The following is a 15,863-nucleotide window of genomic DNA, read 5'->3' as shown; positions in this document are numbered from 1 at the left end:
TTCAGAAGCGGAAGGTAAAAAGGCCGCGCGCTGCGTAGGTCTCGGCGGCTTCCTCGATGAAACGGGCGATGCGTTCGGCCTGGTAGGTCTCGCGCATCGTGGCGGCGGCCTCGAGCAATTCTTCCTTGGACTTGGCGCGGCCTGGGCGCAGCAGTTCGTAGACCTGCATGATGAAATCCTGCGGTACCTCGACCAGCTCTGCCCCGCGCTCGAAGTTGAGGGCGAGAGTCGGCCGGCCGACATCACGCGCCACGTCGGCCTGGGCCTGCAGTGCTTGCGGCGTGATGCGAAGGTCTTCCATCGTCACGTGGCCGGCGAGCACCGCATCCAGCGTTATCTCCGGAAGCGCCTTGCCATGCTTGCCGGTCACGGCGCCGGGCTGGGTTTCGGCGAGCGGATAGTCGGCGCGCGTATGGGTCACGATTTCGCTCCCGTCAGGGTGATGTCGACCTCTTCGGGAGCCGCACCTGCTTCGGTCAGCCCGGTTTCGATGGCGTAGATGAGGGCGACGCGGGCGTGGTAGCGCGAACCCATGGCCTCGCCCCGTTGCGGCACGACGATAGGCTCTGGCATTTGGCCCAGCGCATAGGCCGCCGCATTGGCACCGAGCGCGCGATAGTGCTCGATCCTGGTGATCGGCGCATTGGAAAACAATTCCAGATTGTTGTGCGGCTGGCGGTCGCGCTGATGGATGACGGCCGTGCCCTTGGCCTGGATGCCGATGCCGATGCCGCTGCCGGCAAGCCGGGCGGCAGACAGACCGAGGAAGGAGGTATCGGCCGTATGGCGAAAGCGAACGACGCGCGCCTTGAGCCCGCGCGCGCGAATTGCATCCAGCATCGCGCCAAGCACTTCGGACAGCCGATGTCCGGCCGTCGTCCGGTAGAGCTTCAAGCCGAAGGCCGGGCTGATGCCGATGACGACATCGTCCTTCGCCGACCCGTTGGCTGCCGGCCCAAGGTTGCGATAGCGGATGTGCCTTGCCTCGTCCTTCTCGTGCAGGGCTTCCGAGCGCAGCACTTCTTTCTGATCCAGCACATCGCGGATGTCGTTGAGTTGCAGGCGCCGTTCTTCGGACACGCGATAGCCGGAGCCGGGGCCGAGATAGTCGTTCGGATCGTTCACCGCGCTGACGATTCGCCCGTTGCGGATCATGGCCGAGGTCTGGAGATAGTCGCCCGAAAGGCGCAGCTTCACCACGTTCAGCAGGTTCTCGGCCTCTTCGCGGAAACCGCGGTTGGCGAGCGCCTTGACCACATCGATCACGGTGATGCCGCGCTCCTTGATGGCCTCGCTGATGAAGGACACGTCGCGCGGCATCAGGCTGCGCGTATCGTCAGAGCCGGAGGCGTAAACCACGCTGGTCTTCATGTCTTCGGTCGGCGAGGACAGGCCGAGCTCCTCGAACACGGCCGCAATCGCCTCCACCGCCCGCTCGCGCAGCTCGATCGCGCGTGACTCGGGCAGTGGCGTCAACCCGCCATCGGCCTCGAAATCGCGCTGCAGCACCAGATAGTCTTCCAATTCCTCGCCGTTGATCAGCGACGGGTTGAACGAATTGTCGTATTTCAGGATAGATCCCATTCCCGAACAGATCAGGTCCGAGCCGGCGATCAGATAGGGAAGGATCTTGGCGCCGACACGAATTTCCGATTCGGTGGAGCGCGCGTCATTGCCGGACGCGCATTCGAGATCGAGCCAGACGGCGATGAGGTTCTCGGCCATCAGCTCGCGGACGCCACCGGGGATCGTCGCGGTCAAGGGCGCGCCGTCGATGCCCCCATTTTGCGTGCCCTGCACGCCCATGCCACGCTGTAGGCAGAGGCAGCGCGCTTCCAGGTAAAGCAGCGATTTTGCCTCGTGGAAGCCCATCAGCAATTCGGAGCCGGCGCCCGACGTGCAGCGCATCTTGACGCCGCGCGAGGCATAGGCGGCGGCGAGAAATGCCTTGGACCATGGCGTGTCGTCGCCATCGGTGAACGATTTTTCGGTGCCGTAGACGGAAACGGTTTCGGCGTAGGAGGTAAAGCCGGCCATGGCGATGCGCAGCTCTTCGGCTTCCTCGCTGGAACACTGGAACAGCGTTCCCCAGCGGCCGACCGCGCCGCCCACCGCACACGCCACCGCGTTGGACCAGGCGTTGCGCGACACGCGCATGGTCGTCTCGATCTCGTCGAAGCCAAAGGCGACGGCGGTCGCCGCGTCGGCGGCGAGCTGCAGCGGGTCGTCCTTGGCGTTGGTGACATGCGCTTGGTTGCCCGGCGTCTTGCGTGCCCGCATCTTCGAATAGGCGAAGGCTATCTCCAACGCGTTGAGCTGCGACACCACCTCGGCGAGTTTCGCGGGTGTCATGCCGTGCGCGAGTCGCACCAGCGTTTCGCGCGGCACGTTCATGTCGACCAGCCAGCGTGCGACGGTCGCCGAGTCCAGCGCCATCGCTTCAGGCGCCACCTCCGGGTCGATGTGGTGGCGGGCTATGAAGCGGTCGATCATGTCGTAGTCGTGTTCGAGCACCCCATCGAGGGACACGACGCGCCCGCCCTGGATGCCGATGCCGGGTTTGGGATCGGCCGGGCTGGAGAAGGCGGAGAAGCCGTTGGCGGGGTCTTCCGCCGCGAACTTGTCCAGCCGCAACGGCCGCTCGTCCCAGTCGGCAAAGCGCTTCCAGCGGTTCAGTTTCGGCGTCATGCGTGCGATCCTCGACCCGGCCGAAAGACTAGTGAATGCCCACTCGTCACACAATGGCCTGGATCGACCGTGGTCGGCGAACAGTTCGCCGCCCATGCGATGTCTATTCCGAAGTCCCGACCAGGTGTTGAAGCGCTCGTTGAGCTCCTCCGAGCCGGAAGGCGCGGGTCTCCTCGCTGCCGATATGCAGGCCGGTCTTGAGGTTGTCGCCGGCCGGCAGGAGGGCGATGCGCTCACGCTTGATGAACTTGTCGGCGCCGTTGATCGTCGTGCCAATCCGTGCCGGGCCGCGACATCGATTATCCCAGGACCAAGCGCTCTCGGTGACGCCGCGCCTTGTCGAATGCATTCGTCAGGCCGCCGCCATCGCACCGCGCATCGCCGGCGATCTCGGGTCGATTTCCTGGTTACCAGGGAGCGGCTTTTCGCAGGCGAAGTCACCGTCTACACGGCGGGTGGGCATTCCACCTGGAGCAATCCCGCCATCATGGCCGGAATCGAGCAACACTGGCGGCGCGATCAGGCTGATTTTCTGCGTACGCGGCACACTTGGTTCACGCGGGTCTGCGCCGAGGCACTTCTGGCAAAATGCGGACGAGGCGGCGGCGATCCGGGCAAGTCCCGATCACCACTCGGCGAAGGAGCCGTCCTTGTGGCGCCAGATCGGGTTGCGCCAGCGGTGGCCTTCCTTCGCACGTTCCTTGACATACTCCTCGTCGATCTCGACACCCAGGCCCGGACCATCGGGGATGGCGACATAGCCATCCTCGTAGCGGAAAACGTCCTTGTTGGCGGCGTAGTCGAGCAGGTCGTTGGCGGCGTTGTAGTGGATGCCGAGGCTCTGCTCCTGGATGAAGCAATTGTAGCTGACCGCATCGAGCTGCAGGCAGGCGGCGAGCGCGATCGGTCCGAGCGGGCAGTGCGGCGCCACCGCGACATCATAGGCTTCCGCCATCGCCGCGATCTTGCGGCATTCGGTGATGCCGCCGGCATGCGACAGATCGGGCTGGATGATGTCGACGACGCCTTCCTCGAACACCGACTTGAAGTCCCAGCGGCTGTAGAGCCGTTCGCCGAGCGCGATCGGCGTCGAGCCGAGGGCGGCGATCTCCTTCAGCGCCTCGCGGTTTTCGCTGAGCACCGGCTCCTCGATGAACATCAGCCGGTAAGGCTCGAGCTCCTTGACCAGGATGCGCGCCATCGGCCGGTGCACGCGGCCGTGGAAATCGACGGCGATGCCGATATTGGGGCCGACCGCCTCGCGCACCATTGCGACCCGTTCGATCGCGGCATCTATTCTGTCGTGGCTGTCGACGATCTGCAGTTCCTCGGTGCCGTTCATCTTGAGCGCCAGGAAGCCTCGCGAAACCACTTCCTTGGCGCCCGCCGCCACTTCGGCCGGCCGGTCGCCGCCGATCCAGGAATAGACCTTGATGGTGTCGCGCAGCTTTCCGCCGAGCAGTTCGTGCACGGGCACACCGAGCGCCTTGCCCTTGATGTCCCACAGCGCCTGGTCGATGCCGGCAATGGCGCTCATCAGGATCGGTCCGCCGCGGTAGAAGCCGCCGCGATGCATCACCGTCCAGTGGTCTTCGATCAGGCGCGGGTCCTTGCCGATGAGATAATCGCCAAGCTCCTTGACCGCTGCCTCGACGGTCAGCGCACGGCCTTCGACCACCGGCTCGCCCCAGCCGGTGACGCCGGCATCGGTCTCGATCTTCAGGAACAGCCAGCGCGGCGGCACGATGTAGGTGGTGAGCGAGATGATTTTCATGCTGGTCTCAGTTGTTCTTGAGTTTCTTGGCGCTGACGAGGTCGCGCGCCGCAAGGTCGAGAATCCGGTTTGCAGCACCACGCGCCGCCTCGGCGTCGCGCATGCGTAACGCCTCGACCACTTCGCGGTGCGCCGCCACGGCTTCCATGCGCCGGTCGAGTGAAATCACCGCTGTTGCCTCCAGCGAGAATTTCAGCCCGGTGTCGATCAGATTGCCGATCTGCCGGAAGATCGGATTGTGGCTCGCGGCATAGACGATCTGGTGAAAGGCAATGTCGCTGCGCGAGAAGGCGGCGAGGTCCTCACCGGCGCCGGCCATCCCCCGCCACGCCGCTTCGAGATTGGCGATCTCCTGCAGGGTCGCTCTTGTGGCGGCAAGCTCGGCGACCAGCGGCTCGATGGCGCGGCGCGTTTCGAGGATGGCGTCGAACAGCTTGTCGTCGAGCGCATGCGGCGCGTGCCAGGCCAGCACTTGCGGGTCGATGATGTTCCAGTCGTCCTCGGCGCAGACGATGGTGCCGACGCGCGGCCGCGACAGCACCAGCCCCTTGGCCGCCAGCACCTTCAGCGCCTCGCGGATGACGGTGCGGCTGACGCCATATTCGACGCCAAGTTCGTTCTCGGTCGGCAGCGAGGAGCCGGCCGGGTAGCGGCCGGAAAAGATGTCCGAAGCGATTGCCTTGGTCACATCGGGCATGACGCGCGGGCGGCGGGCGGCCGTATCGCCTGAAGCCTTCTTAGAAGTTTCGGTCACCTCAGCCCTCCTCCAAGGCGGCGAACCCGCTGATTTCGCACAACCGGCCCGGCCTTACCGGATGCGGATGATTTGCGCCAGCGATCCCTGGTCAGAGCATGTATCTTAATTATCATACCAGATCAATTGACGAGTATGATAAAAAGAATTAGAGACTCTGCATCCGGGCTGAGCGCCCGGCCATCGCTGGGAGGTAATCATGCGACTTTTGAAGACCGCGCTCGTCGCGGGCGCGCTTGCCGTGCTGTCCGTCACGACCATCGCTGCATATGCTCAGGACACCAAGATCGGTTTCATCGTCAAACAGCCCGAGGAGCCGTGGTTCCAGGACGAGTGGAAGTTCGCCGACCAGGCCGCCAAGGAAAAGGGTTTCACCCTGGTCAAGATCGGCGCCGAGGACGGTGAGAAGCTGATGTCGGCGATCGACAATCTCGGCGCCCAGGGCGCGCAAGGCTTCATCGTCTGCACCCCGGACGTCAAGCTCGGCCCCGGCATCGTTGCCAAGGCCACCGCCAACAACCTCAAGCTGATGACCGTCGACGACCGCCTGGTCGGTGCTGACGGCAAGGCGCTGGAAGACGTGCCGCATATGGGCATTTCGGCCACCAAGATCGGCGAGGCCGTCGGCCAGGCCATCGTCGACGAAATGAAGGCGCGCGGCTGGAAGGCCGACGAAGTCGGCGCCATCCGCGTCTCCTACGACCAGCTGCCGACCGCCGTCGACCGTGTCGAAGGCGCCATCTCGGTGCTCAAGGCGAACGGCTTCAAGGCCGAGAACATCTTCGACGCGCCGCAGGCCAAGACCGACACCGAAGCCGCCCTCAATGCCGCAACGGTTGTGCTCAACGCCCATGCCGACATCAAGAAGTGGGTGTCCTTTGGCCTCAACGACGAAGCCGTGCTTGGCGCCGTGCGTGCTTCCGAAAGCGTCGGCATTCCCGCCGACGGCATGATCGGCGTCGGCATTGGCGGCGCGGATTCGGCGATCAACGAGTTCAAGAAGCCGACCGCCACCGGCTTTGTCGGCACGGTGATCATCTCGCCGAAGCGCCATGGCTACGAGACGGCGCTCAACATGTATGACTGGGTCGCCAACAACAAGGAACCGGAGAAGCTGATCCTGACCTCCGGTGCACTCGCCAAGCGCGACGACTACCAGAAGGTCCGCCAGGGCCTCGGCATCGAATAATCCTCCCTGTACAACAGGCGGCGGCTCATCCCGCCGCCTGTTTTGTCGTGACACAGAAGGATCGACGTCCGTGTCCTTTCTCGACTTCTCGCGCATCACCAAGACCTATCCGGGCGTCAAGGCGCTGTCGGACGTTTCCTTCGGCGTCGACAAGGGCGCCGTGCATGGCCTGATGGGCGAGAACGGCGCCGGCAAATCGACCCTGATCAAGATCCTGTCCGGTGATCAGCATGCCGACGACGGCGAGATCCGCATCGACGGCAAGGTTCAGGCCTATTCATCGACGCGGGATGCCTTCGACAATGGCGTCATCGTCATCCACCAGGAACTGCAACTGGTCCCCGAGCTCACCGTTGCCGAAAACCTCAGCCTCGGCCGCTTTCCCGCCAGCGCCGGCATCATCGCTGGCCGACGGATGCTGGAAGATGTCGGTGCCAAGCTGAAATCCGCGGGCATCGACATCGACATGCGCCGCAAGGTCAAGACGCTGTCCATCGGCGAGCGCCAGATGGTCGAGATCGCCAAGGCGATCATGCTCGACGCGCGCGTCATCGCGCTGGACGAACCGACCTCGTCGCTGTCCTCGCGCGAAAGCGAAATCCTGTTTGCCCTGATCGACCGCCTGCGCGGCGAGGGCAAGGTCATCATCTATGTCTCGCATCGGCTGGACGAGGTGTTCCGGCTCTGCGACAGCCTGACGGTTCTGCGCGACGGCAAGCTCGCGGCGCACCACGCATCGCTGAAAGGCGTCACCCGCGACCAGGTCGTCGCCGAAATGGTCGGCCGCGAAATCTCCGACATCTGGGGTTTTCGCCCACGCAAATCAGGCGATGTCAGGCTGAAGGTCGAAGGCCTTTCCGGCGCAAAGTTGAAGACGCCGGCCAGCTTCGAGGCGAAGGCAGGCGAGATCGTCGGCTTCTTCGGCCTGATCGGCGCCGGCCGCTCGGAGCTGATGCGGCTGGTCTTCGGTGCCGACCCGCGATCGGGCGGCACCATTACCGTCGACGGCAAGATCGTTCGTGCCACTGATCCCCATGACGCGATCCGCGCCGGCATCGTGCTGTGTTCGGAAGACCGCAAGCATGACGGCATCATCCAGGGCCGCTCGATCGAGGAGAACATCAACATCTCGTCGCGGCGCCATCACACCCGCTTCGGTGTGCTCAACCGCGCCAGCGAGATCGCCACTGCGGAAACCTTCATCAAGAAGCTCAAGGTGCGCACGCCCTCGCGCAAGCAGGACATCATCAACCTCTCCGGCGGCAACCAGCAGAAGGTCATCCTGGGCCGCTGGCTGTCGGAGCAGGGCGTGCGCGTCCTTATCGTCGACGAGCCGACGCGCGGTATCGATGTCGGCGCCAAAGCGGAAATCTACGAACTGCTCTACCAGCTTGCCGAAGACGGCTTGGCGATCATCGTCGTCTCGTCTGAACTGCCCGAGGTGATGGGCATTTGCGACCGCATCCTGGTGATGTGCGGCGGCCGCATCAGCGCCGAACTCGACCGGAACCAGTTCGCCGAAAAGGCGATCCTGGCCGCAGCCCTTCCCGACACGAAAACCCCCGACGCGATCGCATCCTGAGGACCTTGGCATGACCGACCAGTTGAAGAAGCTCTTGCTCGGCGAACAGGGTCTCGTCGTCATCTTCATCGTCGCCTTCGCCCTGGTGTCGCTGTTGGTGCCGAACTTCCTCACTGACCGCAACATGCTCGGGCTGCTGCAGTCGGTGGTCACCGTCGGCATCGTCGCCTGCACCATGATGTTCTGCCTCGCCGCGCGCGACTTCGACCTGTCGGTCGGCTCGATCGTCGCCTTCGCCGGCATGGTCGCGGTGATGGCGTCGAATTATACCGGTTCGATCCTGCTCGGGCTGCTGGCGGCGATCGCTTGCGGTGCTTTCGTCGGCTTCATCAACGGTGTCGTCATCGCCAAATTCCGCATCAACGCGCTGATCACGACGCTCGCCACCATGCAGATCGTGCGCGGCCTGGCGCTGATTGCATCCGACGGCCGCGCCGTCGGTATCAACAGCCCGGATTTCTACCAACTGGCGCTGTCGAAATTGCTCGGCATCCCGACGCCGATCTGGGTGCTGGCCGTCCTCTTCGGCATCTTCGGCTTCGTCTTGAACCGCACTGTTTTCGGCAAGAACACGCTGGCCATCGGCGGCAATCCGGAAGCATCGCGGCTGGCCGGCGTCAATGTCGACTGGACGCGCATCTGGATCTTCGCGCTGCAGGGCGTCGTCTGCGGCATCGCCGGCATCCTGTTGGCGTCGCGCATCACCTCCGGCCAGCCCAACGCGGCGGTCGGGCTCGAGCTTTCGGTCATCTCGGCCTGCGTGCTCGGCGGCGTTTCGCTCGCCGGCGGCCGCGCCACCATGTCGGGCGTCATCGTCGGCGTGCTGATCATGGGCATTGCCGAAAACGCCATGAACCTGCTCAACATCCCGGCCTTCTACCAGTACATCGTGCGCGGCGTGATCCTGCTGCTCGCCGTGCTGCTCGACAATCTGCGCTCGTCGGCGCTCGGCCGGCGTTGATCCGTCTCCAAGGGGAGTGACCGCGATGGCTGAGCGTCTGTCCGGCAAACGCATCTTTCTGACCGGTGCCGCGCAAGGCATCGGCCTGGCCATCGCCGAGGCCTGTCTGGCCGAGGGGGCAAAACTGTTTCTGGTTGATCAGGATGGTGAGCTTCTGAACAAGACCGTTGCCGGCCTGGCCGCATCGAAGGGTGATGTCGGCCATGCAACAGCCGACATCAGCGACGGGGCCGCGATTCATGCTGCCGTCCGGCAGGCAACCGCCGAGATCGGGCCGATCAACGCACTGATCAACAATGCCGGGATGAACGTGTTCTCGACGCCGCTCGAAGCGACCGAGGACGAGTGGAACCGCAATTTCGACGTCAACGTCAAGGGCGCCTGGAATTGCAGCAAGGCGGTCCTGCCGGGCATGATCGCGAGTGGTGGCGGCGCCATCCTCAACATCGCCTCGACGCACAGCTTCACCATCATTCCGCACACTTTTCCTTACCCGGTCGCCAAGCACGCGCTGCTCGGGCTGACCAAGTCGCTGGCGCTCGAATATGCGGCGCCAGGCGTGCGCGTGAATGCGCTGGCGCCCGGCTATGTCGAGACGCAGAAGGCGGTCGACTACTGGAACAGCTTTGCCGATCCGGCATTGGCGCGCGCCCACACTCTGGCGCTGCATCCCGGCGGCCGCATCGCCTCGGTGCGCGAGATCGCGCTCGCCGCGGTGTTCATGATTTCCGACGAGTGCCCGTTCATGAACGCGGCGACCCTCGTCGTCGATGGCGGGCTGAGCCAGCTTCAGCACCCCGCCTGAACGCCGGAAAAAATCCATGACCAAGAGACGATCGCAGCATTGGTTCGGCGGCCTCGGCAAGGATGCCTTCATCCACCGCAGCTGGATGAAGAACAACGGCCTGCTCGACGACGCTTTCGACGGCCGCCCGGTGATCGGCATCTGCAATACATTTTCCGAATTCACGCCCTGCCATGTGCATTTTCGCGGACTGATCGAGCACATCAAGGCCGGCGTGCTGGAGGCCGGTGGCCTGCCGCTGGAGTTCCCGGTGTTCTCCTGCGGCGAATCCAATCTGCGGCCGACGGCGATGCTGTTCCGCAATCTCGCATCGATGGATGTCGAGGAAGCGATCCGCGGCAACCCGATGGACGGTGTCGTGCTGATGGCCGGTTGCGACAAGACCACGCCGTCGCTGGTCATGGGCGCGGCTTCCTGCGACCTGCCGGCGATCGTCATCTCCGGCGGTCCGATGCTCAACGGCCGTTTCCAGGGTCGCGAGATCGGCTCCGGCACCGATGTCTGGAAATTCTCGGAGGATGTGCGTGCCGGCGTGATGAGCGAGCAGGATTTCGCCAATGCCGAGAGCGCCATGTCGCGCTCGCCCGGCCACTGCATGACAATGGGCACGGCTTCGACCATGGCCTCGATGGTCGAAGCGCTCGGCCTGGCACTGCCCGGCAATGCCGCCTATCCGGCGGTCGACGCGCGCCGCAGCCGCATCGCCCGTATGACAGGACGGCGCATCGTCGAAATGGTCAACGAGAATCTCTGCCCCTCGGCGATCCTCACGAAGCAGGCCTTCGCCAACGCCATCCGCGTCAATGGCGCTATCGGCGGCTCGACCAATGCGGTCGTGCATCTACTCGCCATCGCCGGCCGCGTCGGCACAGAGCTGACCCTGGATGACTGGGACCAGTATGGCCGCAACGTGCCGACCATCCTCGACCTGATGCCGTCGGGCCGCTTCCTGATGGAGGATTTCTGCTACGCCGGCGGCATTCCGGCTGTCATGAAAGAGATCGCCGACATGCTCGATCTCGATGCGCTGACCGTCACCGGCAAGAGCGTGCGTGAGAACATTGCGGATGCCCAGAACTACAATCCGGAGGTGATCCGCCCGCGCGACAAGGCGCTGACACCGCACGGCGGCATCGCGGTGTTGCGCGGCAATCTGGCACCCGACGGCGCCATCATCAAGCCGTCGGCCGCCTCGCCAAGCCTGATGAAGCATCGCGGCCGTGCCGTTGTCTTCGAGGACATCGACGACTACAAGGCGCGCATCGACGATCCCGCGCTGGATATCGACGAGACGTCGATCATGGTGCTGAAGAATTGTGGCCCCAAGGGCTATCCCGGGATGGCCGAGGTCGGCAACATGGCGTTGCCACAAAAGCTCCTGAAGCTGGGCGTCCGCGACGTGATCCGCATCTCCGACGCCCGCATGTCCGGCACCGCCTTCGGCACGGTCGTGCTGCATGCCGCGCCCGAGGCCGCTGTCGGTGGTCCGCTGGCGCTGGTCAGGAGTGGTGACGTCATCGAACTCGATGTCGAGGCGCGGAAGCTGCATCTCGACGTATCTGAGCAGGAACTCGCGAAACGGCGGATGTCCTGGGCTGCGCCGGAGCCGGCGATGCGCGGCGGCTATCAGGGTCTTTACACCGAGCATGTGTTGCAGGCGGATCGTGGCGCCGACCTCGATTTCCTCGTCGGTAGCCGCGGCCACGCCATTCCGCGCGAAAGCCATTGAGGGCGAACGGATGCCAAAGTTGCGGCCCGATGATTTCCACGGCATCCACGCCATTCTCTACGCGCTGTTCGACGGCCAGGAAAAACTCGACCGCGCGGCAATGCGCAGGCAGGTCGAGATCTGCCTGGCGAACGGCGTGCATGGCATGGCGGCACTTGGCCTTGCGACGGAAGTCGCCAAGCTGACCGAAGCCGAGCGTCGAACAATCATGGACTGGACAGCGGAGGACACCGCCGGCAAGGTGCCGCTCGCCTTCACCATCTTCGGCGCGTCGGTGGCCGAGCAGGTCGCTCAGGTACGCCACGCCGAAAGCGTCGGCGCCGACTGGGTGATCCTGCAGCCGCCGCCTGGGGGATCCTACGGGGCGCCGGAGTACATACGCTTCTTCGGCCGTGTCGCCGATACGACCGACCTGCCCGTGGCGATCCAGAATGCGCCGGCTTTTTTCGGCCGTGGTCTGACATCGGATGAAATCCGCGACCTCGTCACGCAGCATCCCAACATAAGGTTGATCAAGGGCGAAGGCCCGGTCACCGACATTGCCGGACTAATCGAGCGCACCGAGGGGCGGACACCCGTCTTCAACGGGCGTGGCGGTCTGGAACTGATCGACAATTTCCGCATCGGCTGCCGCGGCATGATCCTGGCGCCGGATTGTATCGACCATGCCGTGCGCGCCTATGAGGCGTTTCGCGCCGGCAATGAAGTCGCAGCCGAGGCCGAATATGCCAAAATGCTGCCGGCAGCGGTCTTCGTCATGCAAGGCATCGAGAATCTGATCTGCTACGGGAAGCGGCTGTTCGGCGCCCGCGCCGGCATCGCCATACAGGACCGGGCGCCAGCGATGCGGCCCAATGAGACTGGCCTCGCAATGGTCCAGCGCTTCGCCGACAGTCTGGGGCGATTGCAGGGATAGAGCCAGTTCTCGATGCGGCCGTCACCGCCTCACCGCCGCGCCGACCTCATCGAAGAGGTCCTTGCCCATTCCGGTGAACTGTGATCCCTGTCCCGGCAACATGAAGACGCGCATCGCATTCCTCCGCTCATGGATCGTCATCGGGCCGCGATCGGCGCGGCGGATTTGCCTGGAACAATCGTGATGTCGTCACCCGTGCCAGGCCGGCTCCGGCCATGAAAGAAAGCGATCCACGACGCGGCCAGGTCGATCTGTGGTACGTGCAGCTCGACGACTTCGGCGTGGATGACCAAGCCGCCTGCCTGCGGCTTCTGAGCGGACCCGAACGCGATCGGCACGACGCCTTCAAGTCCGAACCGGCCCGGCTTCAGCATCTCGCGGTGCGCGGCCTGGTCAGGACCACCCTGTCGCGCTATCGCGCTGTCGCCCCGGAACACTGGCGCTTTGACACCAATCGGTATGGCCGCCCCTTCATCGACGACACCTTGGGCGTCAGCAGCCTCCACTTCAGCCTGTCTCACACCCATGGCCTGGTGGCCTGCGCGGTTGCCACTTTCGCGGAGATCGGCGTCGACGTCGAGCCTTGCGACCGCGATGTCGGTCTCGCCGAACTGGCGCCGGCGGTATTTTCGCCCTGGGAACGCGCGCGCTTCGAGGCGATGAGCGGGCAGGCGAGACAGGATTTCTTTTTCACTCTGTGGACGCTCAAGGAAGCCTATGTGAAAGCGCGCGGCATTGGCCTCTCCTTGCCGGTGAAGAAGGTTGAGCTCGACCTGCAGGTCTCTCCGCCCATTGCCCATTTCGGCGACGAGATCGATGACGATGCCTCGCGTTGGGCGTTCCGCAGCCTGCATCTGACGGACCGGCACATTGTCGGCATCGCGGCCGCAGTGCCCGATGGCGAACTCGAGATCGTGCCGAGGCGGACACGCGCCATCAATCCGCCTTTGCATGTCTGATCGATCCAGTGCGGCCGGCTTCAGCCGAGAAGCTCGGCGGCGACTTCGAGCGTGTTGCGGAACGACGTTTCGAGATGGTGCTCCATCGCCTGCGCGGCGCCCTCGGCGTCGTGGCGCCTCAGCGCATCGAGAATGGCCCCGTGCTGCTCGATCGTCTGTTCGCCATAGCCGGGCTTCGGGATGACGAGGGTGCGGCCTCGATCCATCTGCGCCTTGGAGATGTCGACGGCGCGCCAGATTCCCGGCAGGCCGCAGATCTCGGCGATGGTGCGGTGGAAGACGTCGTCGAGTTGGATCGCGGTGGCATATCTGCCGCGCGATATGGCGAGCCGGTGCGCCGCCATGTTGTCCTCCAGAAGTTCGCCGGCTGATGGCGTGAATTTGACGGCCGCGCGCCTGGCGCTTTCCATTTCCAGGGCGCGGCGGATGACATAGGCTTCCTCCAGGTCGACGCGGTTGATCGGGGCGACATAGGTGCCGGTCTGCGCCAGGATCGTGACGAGGCCCTCGTCACTGATGCGCTTGACCGCTTCGCGCACCGGTGTGCGCGAGACGCCGAGGGCTTCGGCGATGGCCACCTCGTTGATCACTTCCCCCGGCTTCATCTGACCGACGACGATCAGGGTGCGGATCTGGTGATAAATCTGATCGCGCAACGGAAGCGTCCGATTGAGCGTCGAAGGATCCAGGTCCATGGCAAATCCACGTCTTCGTTCACCAGAAGTGATCAGACTATATTGGAATGCCGCGTGTTCGATAGGCCGGCCCCGGGAACATTCAGGAGAAATCGAGCTGGACCTTCAGGGTCCGCTGCGGTTCTCTGTCGATCAGGTCGAAGGCCGCCTTGGCGTCCGCCGCGGCAAAGACCTGGGTGATCATCGCTTCCGGCTCGAGGCACTTGTTCGCCAGCCATTCCACCACCTTGGGCAGCAGTTGACGGTTGAGGCGCGAGCCGACGACAGTCAGTTCCTTGCGCACCACCTCTTGCTGGCTGAGGCTGGACGGTGTCGCCGAGAAGCCCAGCAGACCGATGCGGCCGGCCGGGCTGGCGATGCGGCATGCCTCGTCGAGAAGCGCCGGCACACCGGCGCCGTCGATGATCACCGTCGGGCCAAGGCCGTCATTTTCATCCCGCACGGCGTCCGCGACCGGCTGGCTTGGCGAATGGATCGCCGTATCCGCGCCAAAGCCCGACGCGCGCTCGAGGCGGGCCTCGTCGATATCGGCCACGATGCAGCGCGCGCCAAGCAGCTTGGCCACCTGCAGCACGGTGACGCCGACGGTGCCAGCGCCGTAGACCAGCACCGTGTCCTGCGGCCCGCAGCCGGTTCTGTCCAGCACATTGGCGGCGATCGAGAACGGTTCGGCGAGTGCCGCCAGGCCGAACGGCATATCGGCGGGAACGGCAACGACGTTGCGGGCCGGCACGGCGACAAGATCGCGGAAGCCACCGTCACGATGAACGCCCATGACCTCGAGATTGGCGCAGACATTCGGCCGCCCGACGCGGCAGGGATAGCAATGGCCGCATGAGACTACGGGATCGACCACGACATGGTCGCCCGCGCGCACCGAGGAAACGCCCGCGCCGAGCGCGGTGACGACGCCGGCAAACTCATGACCGATGATGCGCGGATAGACGGCAAACGGGTTCGATCCGTGCAGTATATGCATGTCCGACCCGCAGATGCCGGCGCGCTGCACGCGCACGACCACTTCTCCGGCTTCAGGCTGTGGCACGGTGCCAGTCTGAACGGCGAGTGCCCCCGGTTTGCGGACGACGATATCAACCACGGCAGCTCACCTTTTCAGGACCTTGAGACGAGGGCGACAGCGCGCAGTGGCGACCCCGATCCGCCCTCGATCGCCAGCGGCAAGGTGACCAGGAAGCAGGTGGGCGGCAGCAGGCCGAGATTGGCGAAATTCTCGCCGACCAGAATATCCGCGCCGAGCAGGATATTGTGGGCGGGAAAATCGCTGGAGCCGAAGCGGTCGATCGACAGGCAATCGGTGCCGACGATGCGTACACGGCGCTCGACCAGCAGCAGGCTAGCCTCGCGCGACAGGCCCGGCCAGTCCTCGAGCACCCGGTGGCCTTGCTCCGGATCGCTCCAGAACCGGTCCCAGCCGAAGTGGAAGAACACGGCGTCGCCAGGTGCGATCGCGCCGTGTTGGGTCTCAAAATCGCGGATTGCCTCCGGCCCGAGCGCCGTGGCCGGCGCTGTGTCGCGGGCGTCGATCGTCACCATGCGGCCGAAGAAGCGCTCGACCGGAACGTCGGCGATCGACCGTCCGCCGGGGACGAAATGCAGCGGCGCGTCGAAATGCGTGCCGGTATGCTCGCTCATGCAAAGCGCGTGATTGCAGGCGACGTCGCCGCGATCGAACGCTTCGACCACTTCCTGGCAGTAATGCGGATGCGTCGGCCAGACCGCCATGCCGGCGCGCATGCGGTGGGTGAGGTCTACATAATCGAGGTCATCGTCAAACAGCATTGTGGATCCAT

Annotated in this window: 15 protein-coding genes; 7 read left to right on the top strand and 8 right to left on the bottom strand. The window is 64.5% G+C overall.

Annotated elements, in window-relative coordinates; genetic code table 11:
- Position 1: 1 nt before the first annotated feature.
- The 5 genes from AC1D05_RS13875 to AC1D05_RS13855 all read right to left on the bottom strand — a co-directional run bounded on the left by AC1D05_RS13875 (position 2) and on the right by AC1D05_RS13855 (position 5,159).
- On the bottom strand, positions 2 to 421 hold the full coding sequence (locus AC1D05_RS13875; RefSeq protein WP_477441273.1) for a diol dehydratase small subunit: 420 nt from the start codon (positions 419 to 421) through the stop codon (positions 2 to 4).
- Entirely contained in the window at positions 418 to 2,688 is a 2,271-nt protein-coding gene (locus AC1D05_RS13870; RefSeq protein ID WP_477441271.1) for a propanediol/glycerol family dehydratase large subunit, read from the bottom strand. The genes AC1D05_RS13875 and AC1D05_RS13870 overlap by 4 nt, the downstream gene beginning before the upstream one ends.
- Before the next feature lie 103 nt (positions 2,689 to 2,791).
- Entirely contained in the window at positions 2,792 to 3,037 is a 246-nt protein-coding gene (locus AC1D05_RS13865) for a hypothetical protein (protein WP_477441269.1), read from the bottom strand.
- A 276-nt stretch (positions 3,038 to 3,313) separates the two neighbouring features.
- Positions 3,314 to 4,462: a galactonate dehydratase gene (dgoD, locus tag AC1D05_RS13860; protein ID WP_477441267.1), complete on the bottom strand. Its 1,149-nt coding sequence runs from the start codon at positions 4,460 to 4,462 to the stop codon at positions 3,314 to 3,316.
- Positions 4,463 to 4,469: 7 nt separating this feature from the next.
- Positions 4,470 to 5,159: a FadR/GntR family transcriptional regulator gene (locus tag AC1D05_RS13855; protein ID WP_477441622.1), complete on the bottom strand. Its 690-nt coding sequence runs from the start codon at positions 5,157 to 5,159 to the stop codon at positions 4,470 to 4,472.
- A 256-nt stretch (positions 5,160 to 5,415) separates the two neighbouring features.
- On the opposite strand from AC1D05_RS13855, the gene AC1D05_RS13850 reads away from it, so the two are divergent.
- The 7 genes from AC1D05_RS13850 (at position 5,416) to AC1D05_RS13820 (ending at position 13,357) form a co-directional block, all read left to right on the top strand.
- The gene (locus AC1D05_RS13850) at positions 5,416 to 6,405 is read left to right on the top strand and encodes an arabinose ABC transporter substrate-binding protein (protein ID WP_477441266.1); all 990 of its coding nucleotides are present in this window, start codon (positions 5,416 to 5,418) and stop codon (positions 6,403 to 6,405) included.
- Between the two features lie 70 nt (positions 6,406 to 6,475).
- On the top strand, positions 6,476 to 7,987 hold the full coding sequence (gene araG / locus AC1D05_RS13845; protein WP_477441264.1) for an L-arabinose ABC transporter ATP-binding protein AraG: 1,512 nt from the start codon (positions 6,476 to 6,478) through the stop codon (positions 7,985 to 7,987).
- A 10-nt stretch (positions 7,988 to 7,997) separates the two neighbouring features.
- The gene (gene araH / locus AC1D05_RS13840; protein ID WP_477441262.1) at positions 7,998 to 8,948 is read left to right on the top strand and encodes an L-arabinose ABC transporter permease AraH; all 951 of its coding nucleotides are present in this window, start codon (positions 7,998 to 8,000) and stop codon (positions 8,946 to 8,948) included.
- A gap of 25 nt (positions 8,949 to 8,973) precedes the next feature.
- Positions 8,974 to 9,753, top strand: coding sequence for an SDR family oxidoreductase (locus AC1D05_RS13835; RefSeq protein WP_477441260.1), 780 nt, complete (start codon positions 8,974 to 8,976; stop codon positions 9,751 to 9,753).
- 16 nt (positions 9,754 to 9,769) lie between these two features.
- Entirely contained in the window at positions 9,770 to 11,482 is a 1,713-nt protein-coding gene (locus AC1D05_RS13830) for an IlvD/Edd family dehydratase (protein WP_477441258.1), read from the top strand.
- A 10-nt stretch (positions 11,483 to 11,492) separates the two neighbouring features.
- Positions 11,493 to 12,398 (top strand): dihydrodipicolinate synthase family protein, encoded by a 906-nt coding sequence (locus AC1D05_RS13825; RefSeq protein ID WP_477441256.1) that lies wholly within the window; start codon positions 11,493 to 11,495, stop codon positions 12,396 to 12,398.
- Positions 12,399 to 12,613: 215 nt separating this feature from the next.
- Positions 12,614 to 13,357 carry a 4'-phosphopantetheinyl transferase family protein gene (locus AC1D05_RS13820; RefSeq protein WP_477441254.1) on the top strand — a complete coding sequence of 248 codons (744 nt, stop codon included), beginning with the start codon at positions 12,614 to 12,616 and terminating at the stop codon, positions 13,355 to 13,357.
- Positions 13,358 to 13,377: 20 nt separating this feature from the next.
- Here the strand turns inward: AC1D05_RS13820 and AC1D05_RS13815 are convergent, their stop codons facing one another.
- From AC1D05_RS13815 to AC1D05_RS13805, 3 genes are all read right to left on the bottom strand, one after another.
- Positions 13,378 to 14,052: a GntR family transcriptional regulator gene (locus tag AC1D05_RS13815; RefSeq protein WP_477441253.1), complete on the bottom strand. Its 675-nt coding sequence runs from the start codon at positions 14,050 to 14,052 to the stop codon at positions 13,378 to 13,380.
- An 82-nt stretch (positions 14,053 to 14,134) separates the two neighbouring features.
- Positions 14,135 to 15,151: a Zn-dependent oxidoreductase gene (locus tag AC1D05_RS13810; RefSeq protein ID WP_477441251.1), complete on the bottom strand. Its 1,017-nt coding sequence runs from the start codon at positions 15,149 to 15,151 to the stop codon at positions 14,135 to 14,137.
- A gap of 14 nt (positions 15,152 to 15,165) precedes the next feature.
- The gene (locus tag AC1D05_RS13805; protein ID WP_477441249.1) at positions 15,166 to 15,852 is read right to left on the bottom strand and encodes a cyclase family protein; all 687 of its coding nucleotides are present in this window, start codon (positions 15,850 to 15,852) and stop codon (positions 15,166 to 15,168) included.
- Between the last annotated feature and the right edge of the window lie 11 nt (positions 15,853 to 15,863).

Source organism: Mesorhizobium sp. P2_E9 (assembly GCF_056403815.1).
This window is presented reverse-complemented; position numbering and strand designations above follow the sequence as displayed.

Coding starts and splice junctions, on each gene's coding strand:
- AC1D05_RS13870 (WP_477441271.1), bottom strand. CDS start 2,688: ATGACGCCGAAACTGAACCGCTGGAAGCGCTTTGCCGACTGGGACGAG.
- AC1D05_RS13865 (WP_477441269.1), bottom strand. CDS start 3,037: ATGCATTCGACAAGGCGCGGCGTCACCGAGAGCGCTTGGTCCTGGGAT.
- dgoD (WP_477441267.1), bottom strand. CDS start 4,462: ATGAAAATCATCTCGCTCACCACCTACATCGTGCCGCCGCGCTGGCTG.
- AC1D05_RS13855 (WP_477441622.1), bottom strand. CDS start 5,159: ATGCCCGATGTGACCAAGGCAATCGCTTCGGACATCTTTTCCGGCCGC.
- AC1D05_RS13850 (WP_477441266.1), top strand. CDS start 5,416: ATGCGACTTTTGAAGACCGCGCTCGTCGCGGGCGCGCTTGCCGTGCTG.
- araH (WP_477441262.1), top strand. CDS start 7,998: ATGACCGACCAGTTGAAGAAGCTCTTGCTCGGCGAACAGGGTCTCGTC.
- AC1D05_RS13835 (WP_477441260.1), top strand. CDS start 8,974: ATGGCTGAGCGTCTGTCCGGCAAACGCATCTTTCTGACCGGTGCCGCG.
- AC1D05_RS13830 (WP_477441258.1), top strand. CDS start 9,770: ATGACCAAGAGACGATCGCAGCATTGGTTCGGCGGCCTCGGCAAGGAT.
- AC1D05_RS13825 (WP_477441256.1), top strand. CDS start 11,493: ATGCCAAAGTTGCGGCCCGATGATTTCCACGGCATCCACGCCATTCTC.
- AC1D05_RS13820 (WP_477441254.1), top strand. CDS start 12,614: ATGAAAGAAAGCGATCCACGACGCGGCCAGGTCGATCTGTGGTACGTG.
- AC1D05_RS13815 (WP_477441253.1), bottom strand. CDS start 14,052: ATGGACCTGGATCCTTCGACGCTCAATCGGACGCTTCCGTTGCGCGAT.
- AC1D05_RS13805 (WP_477441249.1), bottom strand. CDS start 15,852: ATGCTGTTTGACGATGACCTCGATTATGTAGACCTCACCCACCGCATG.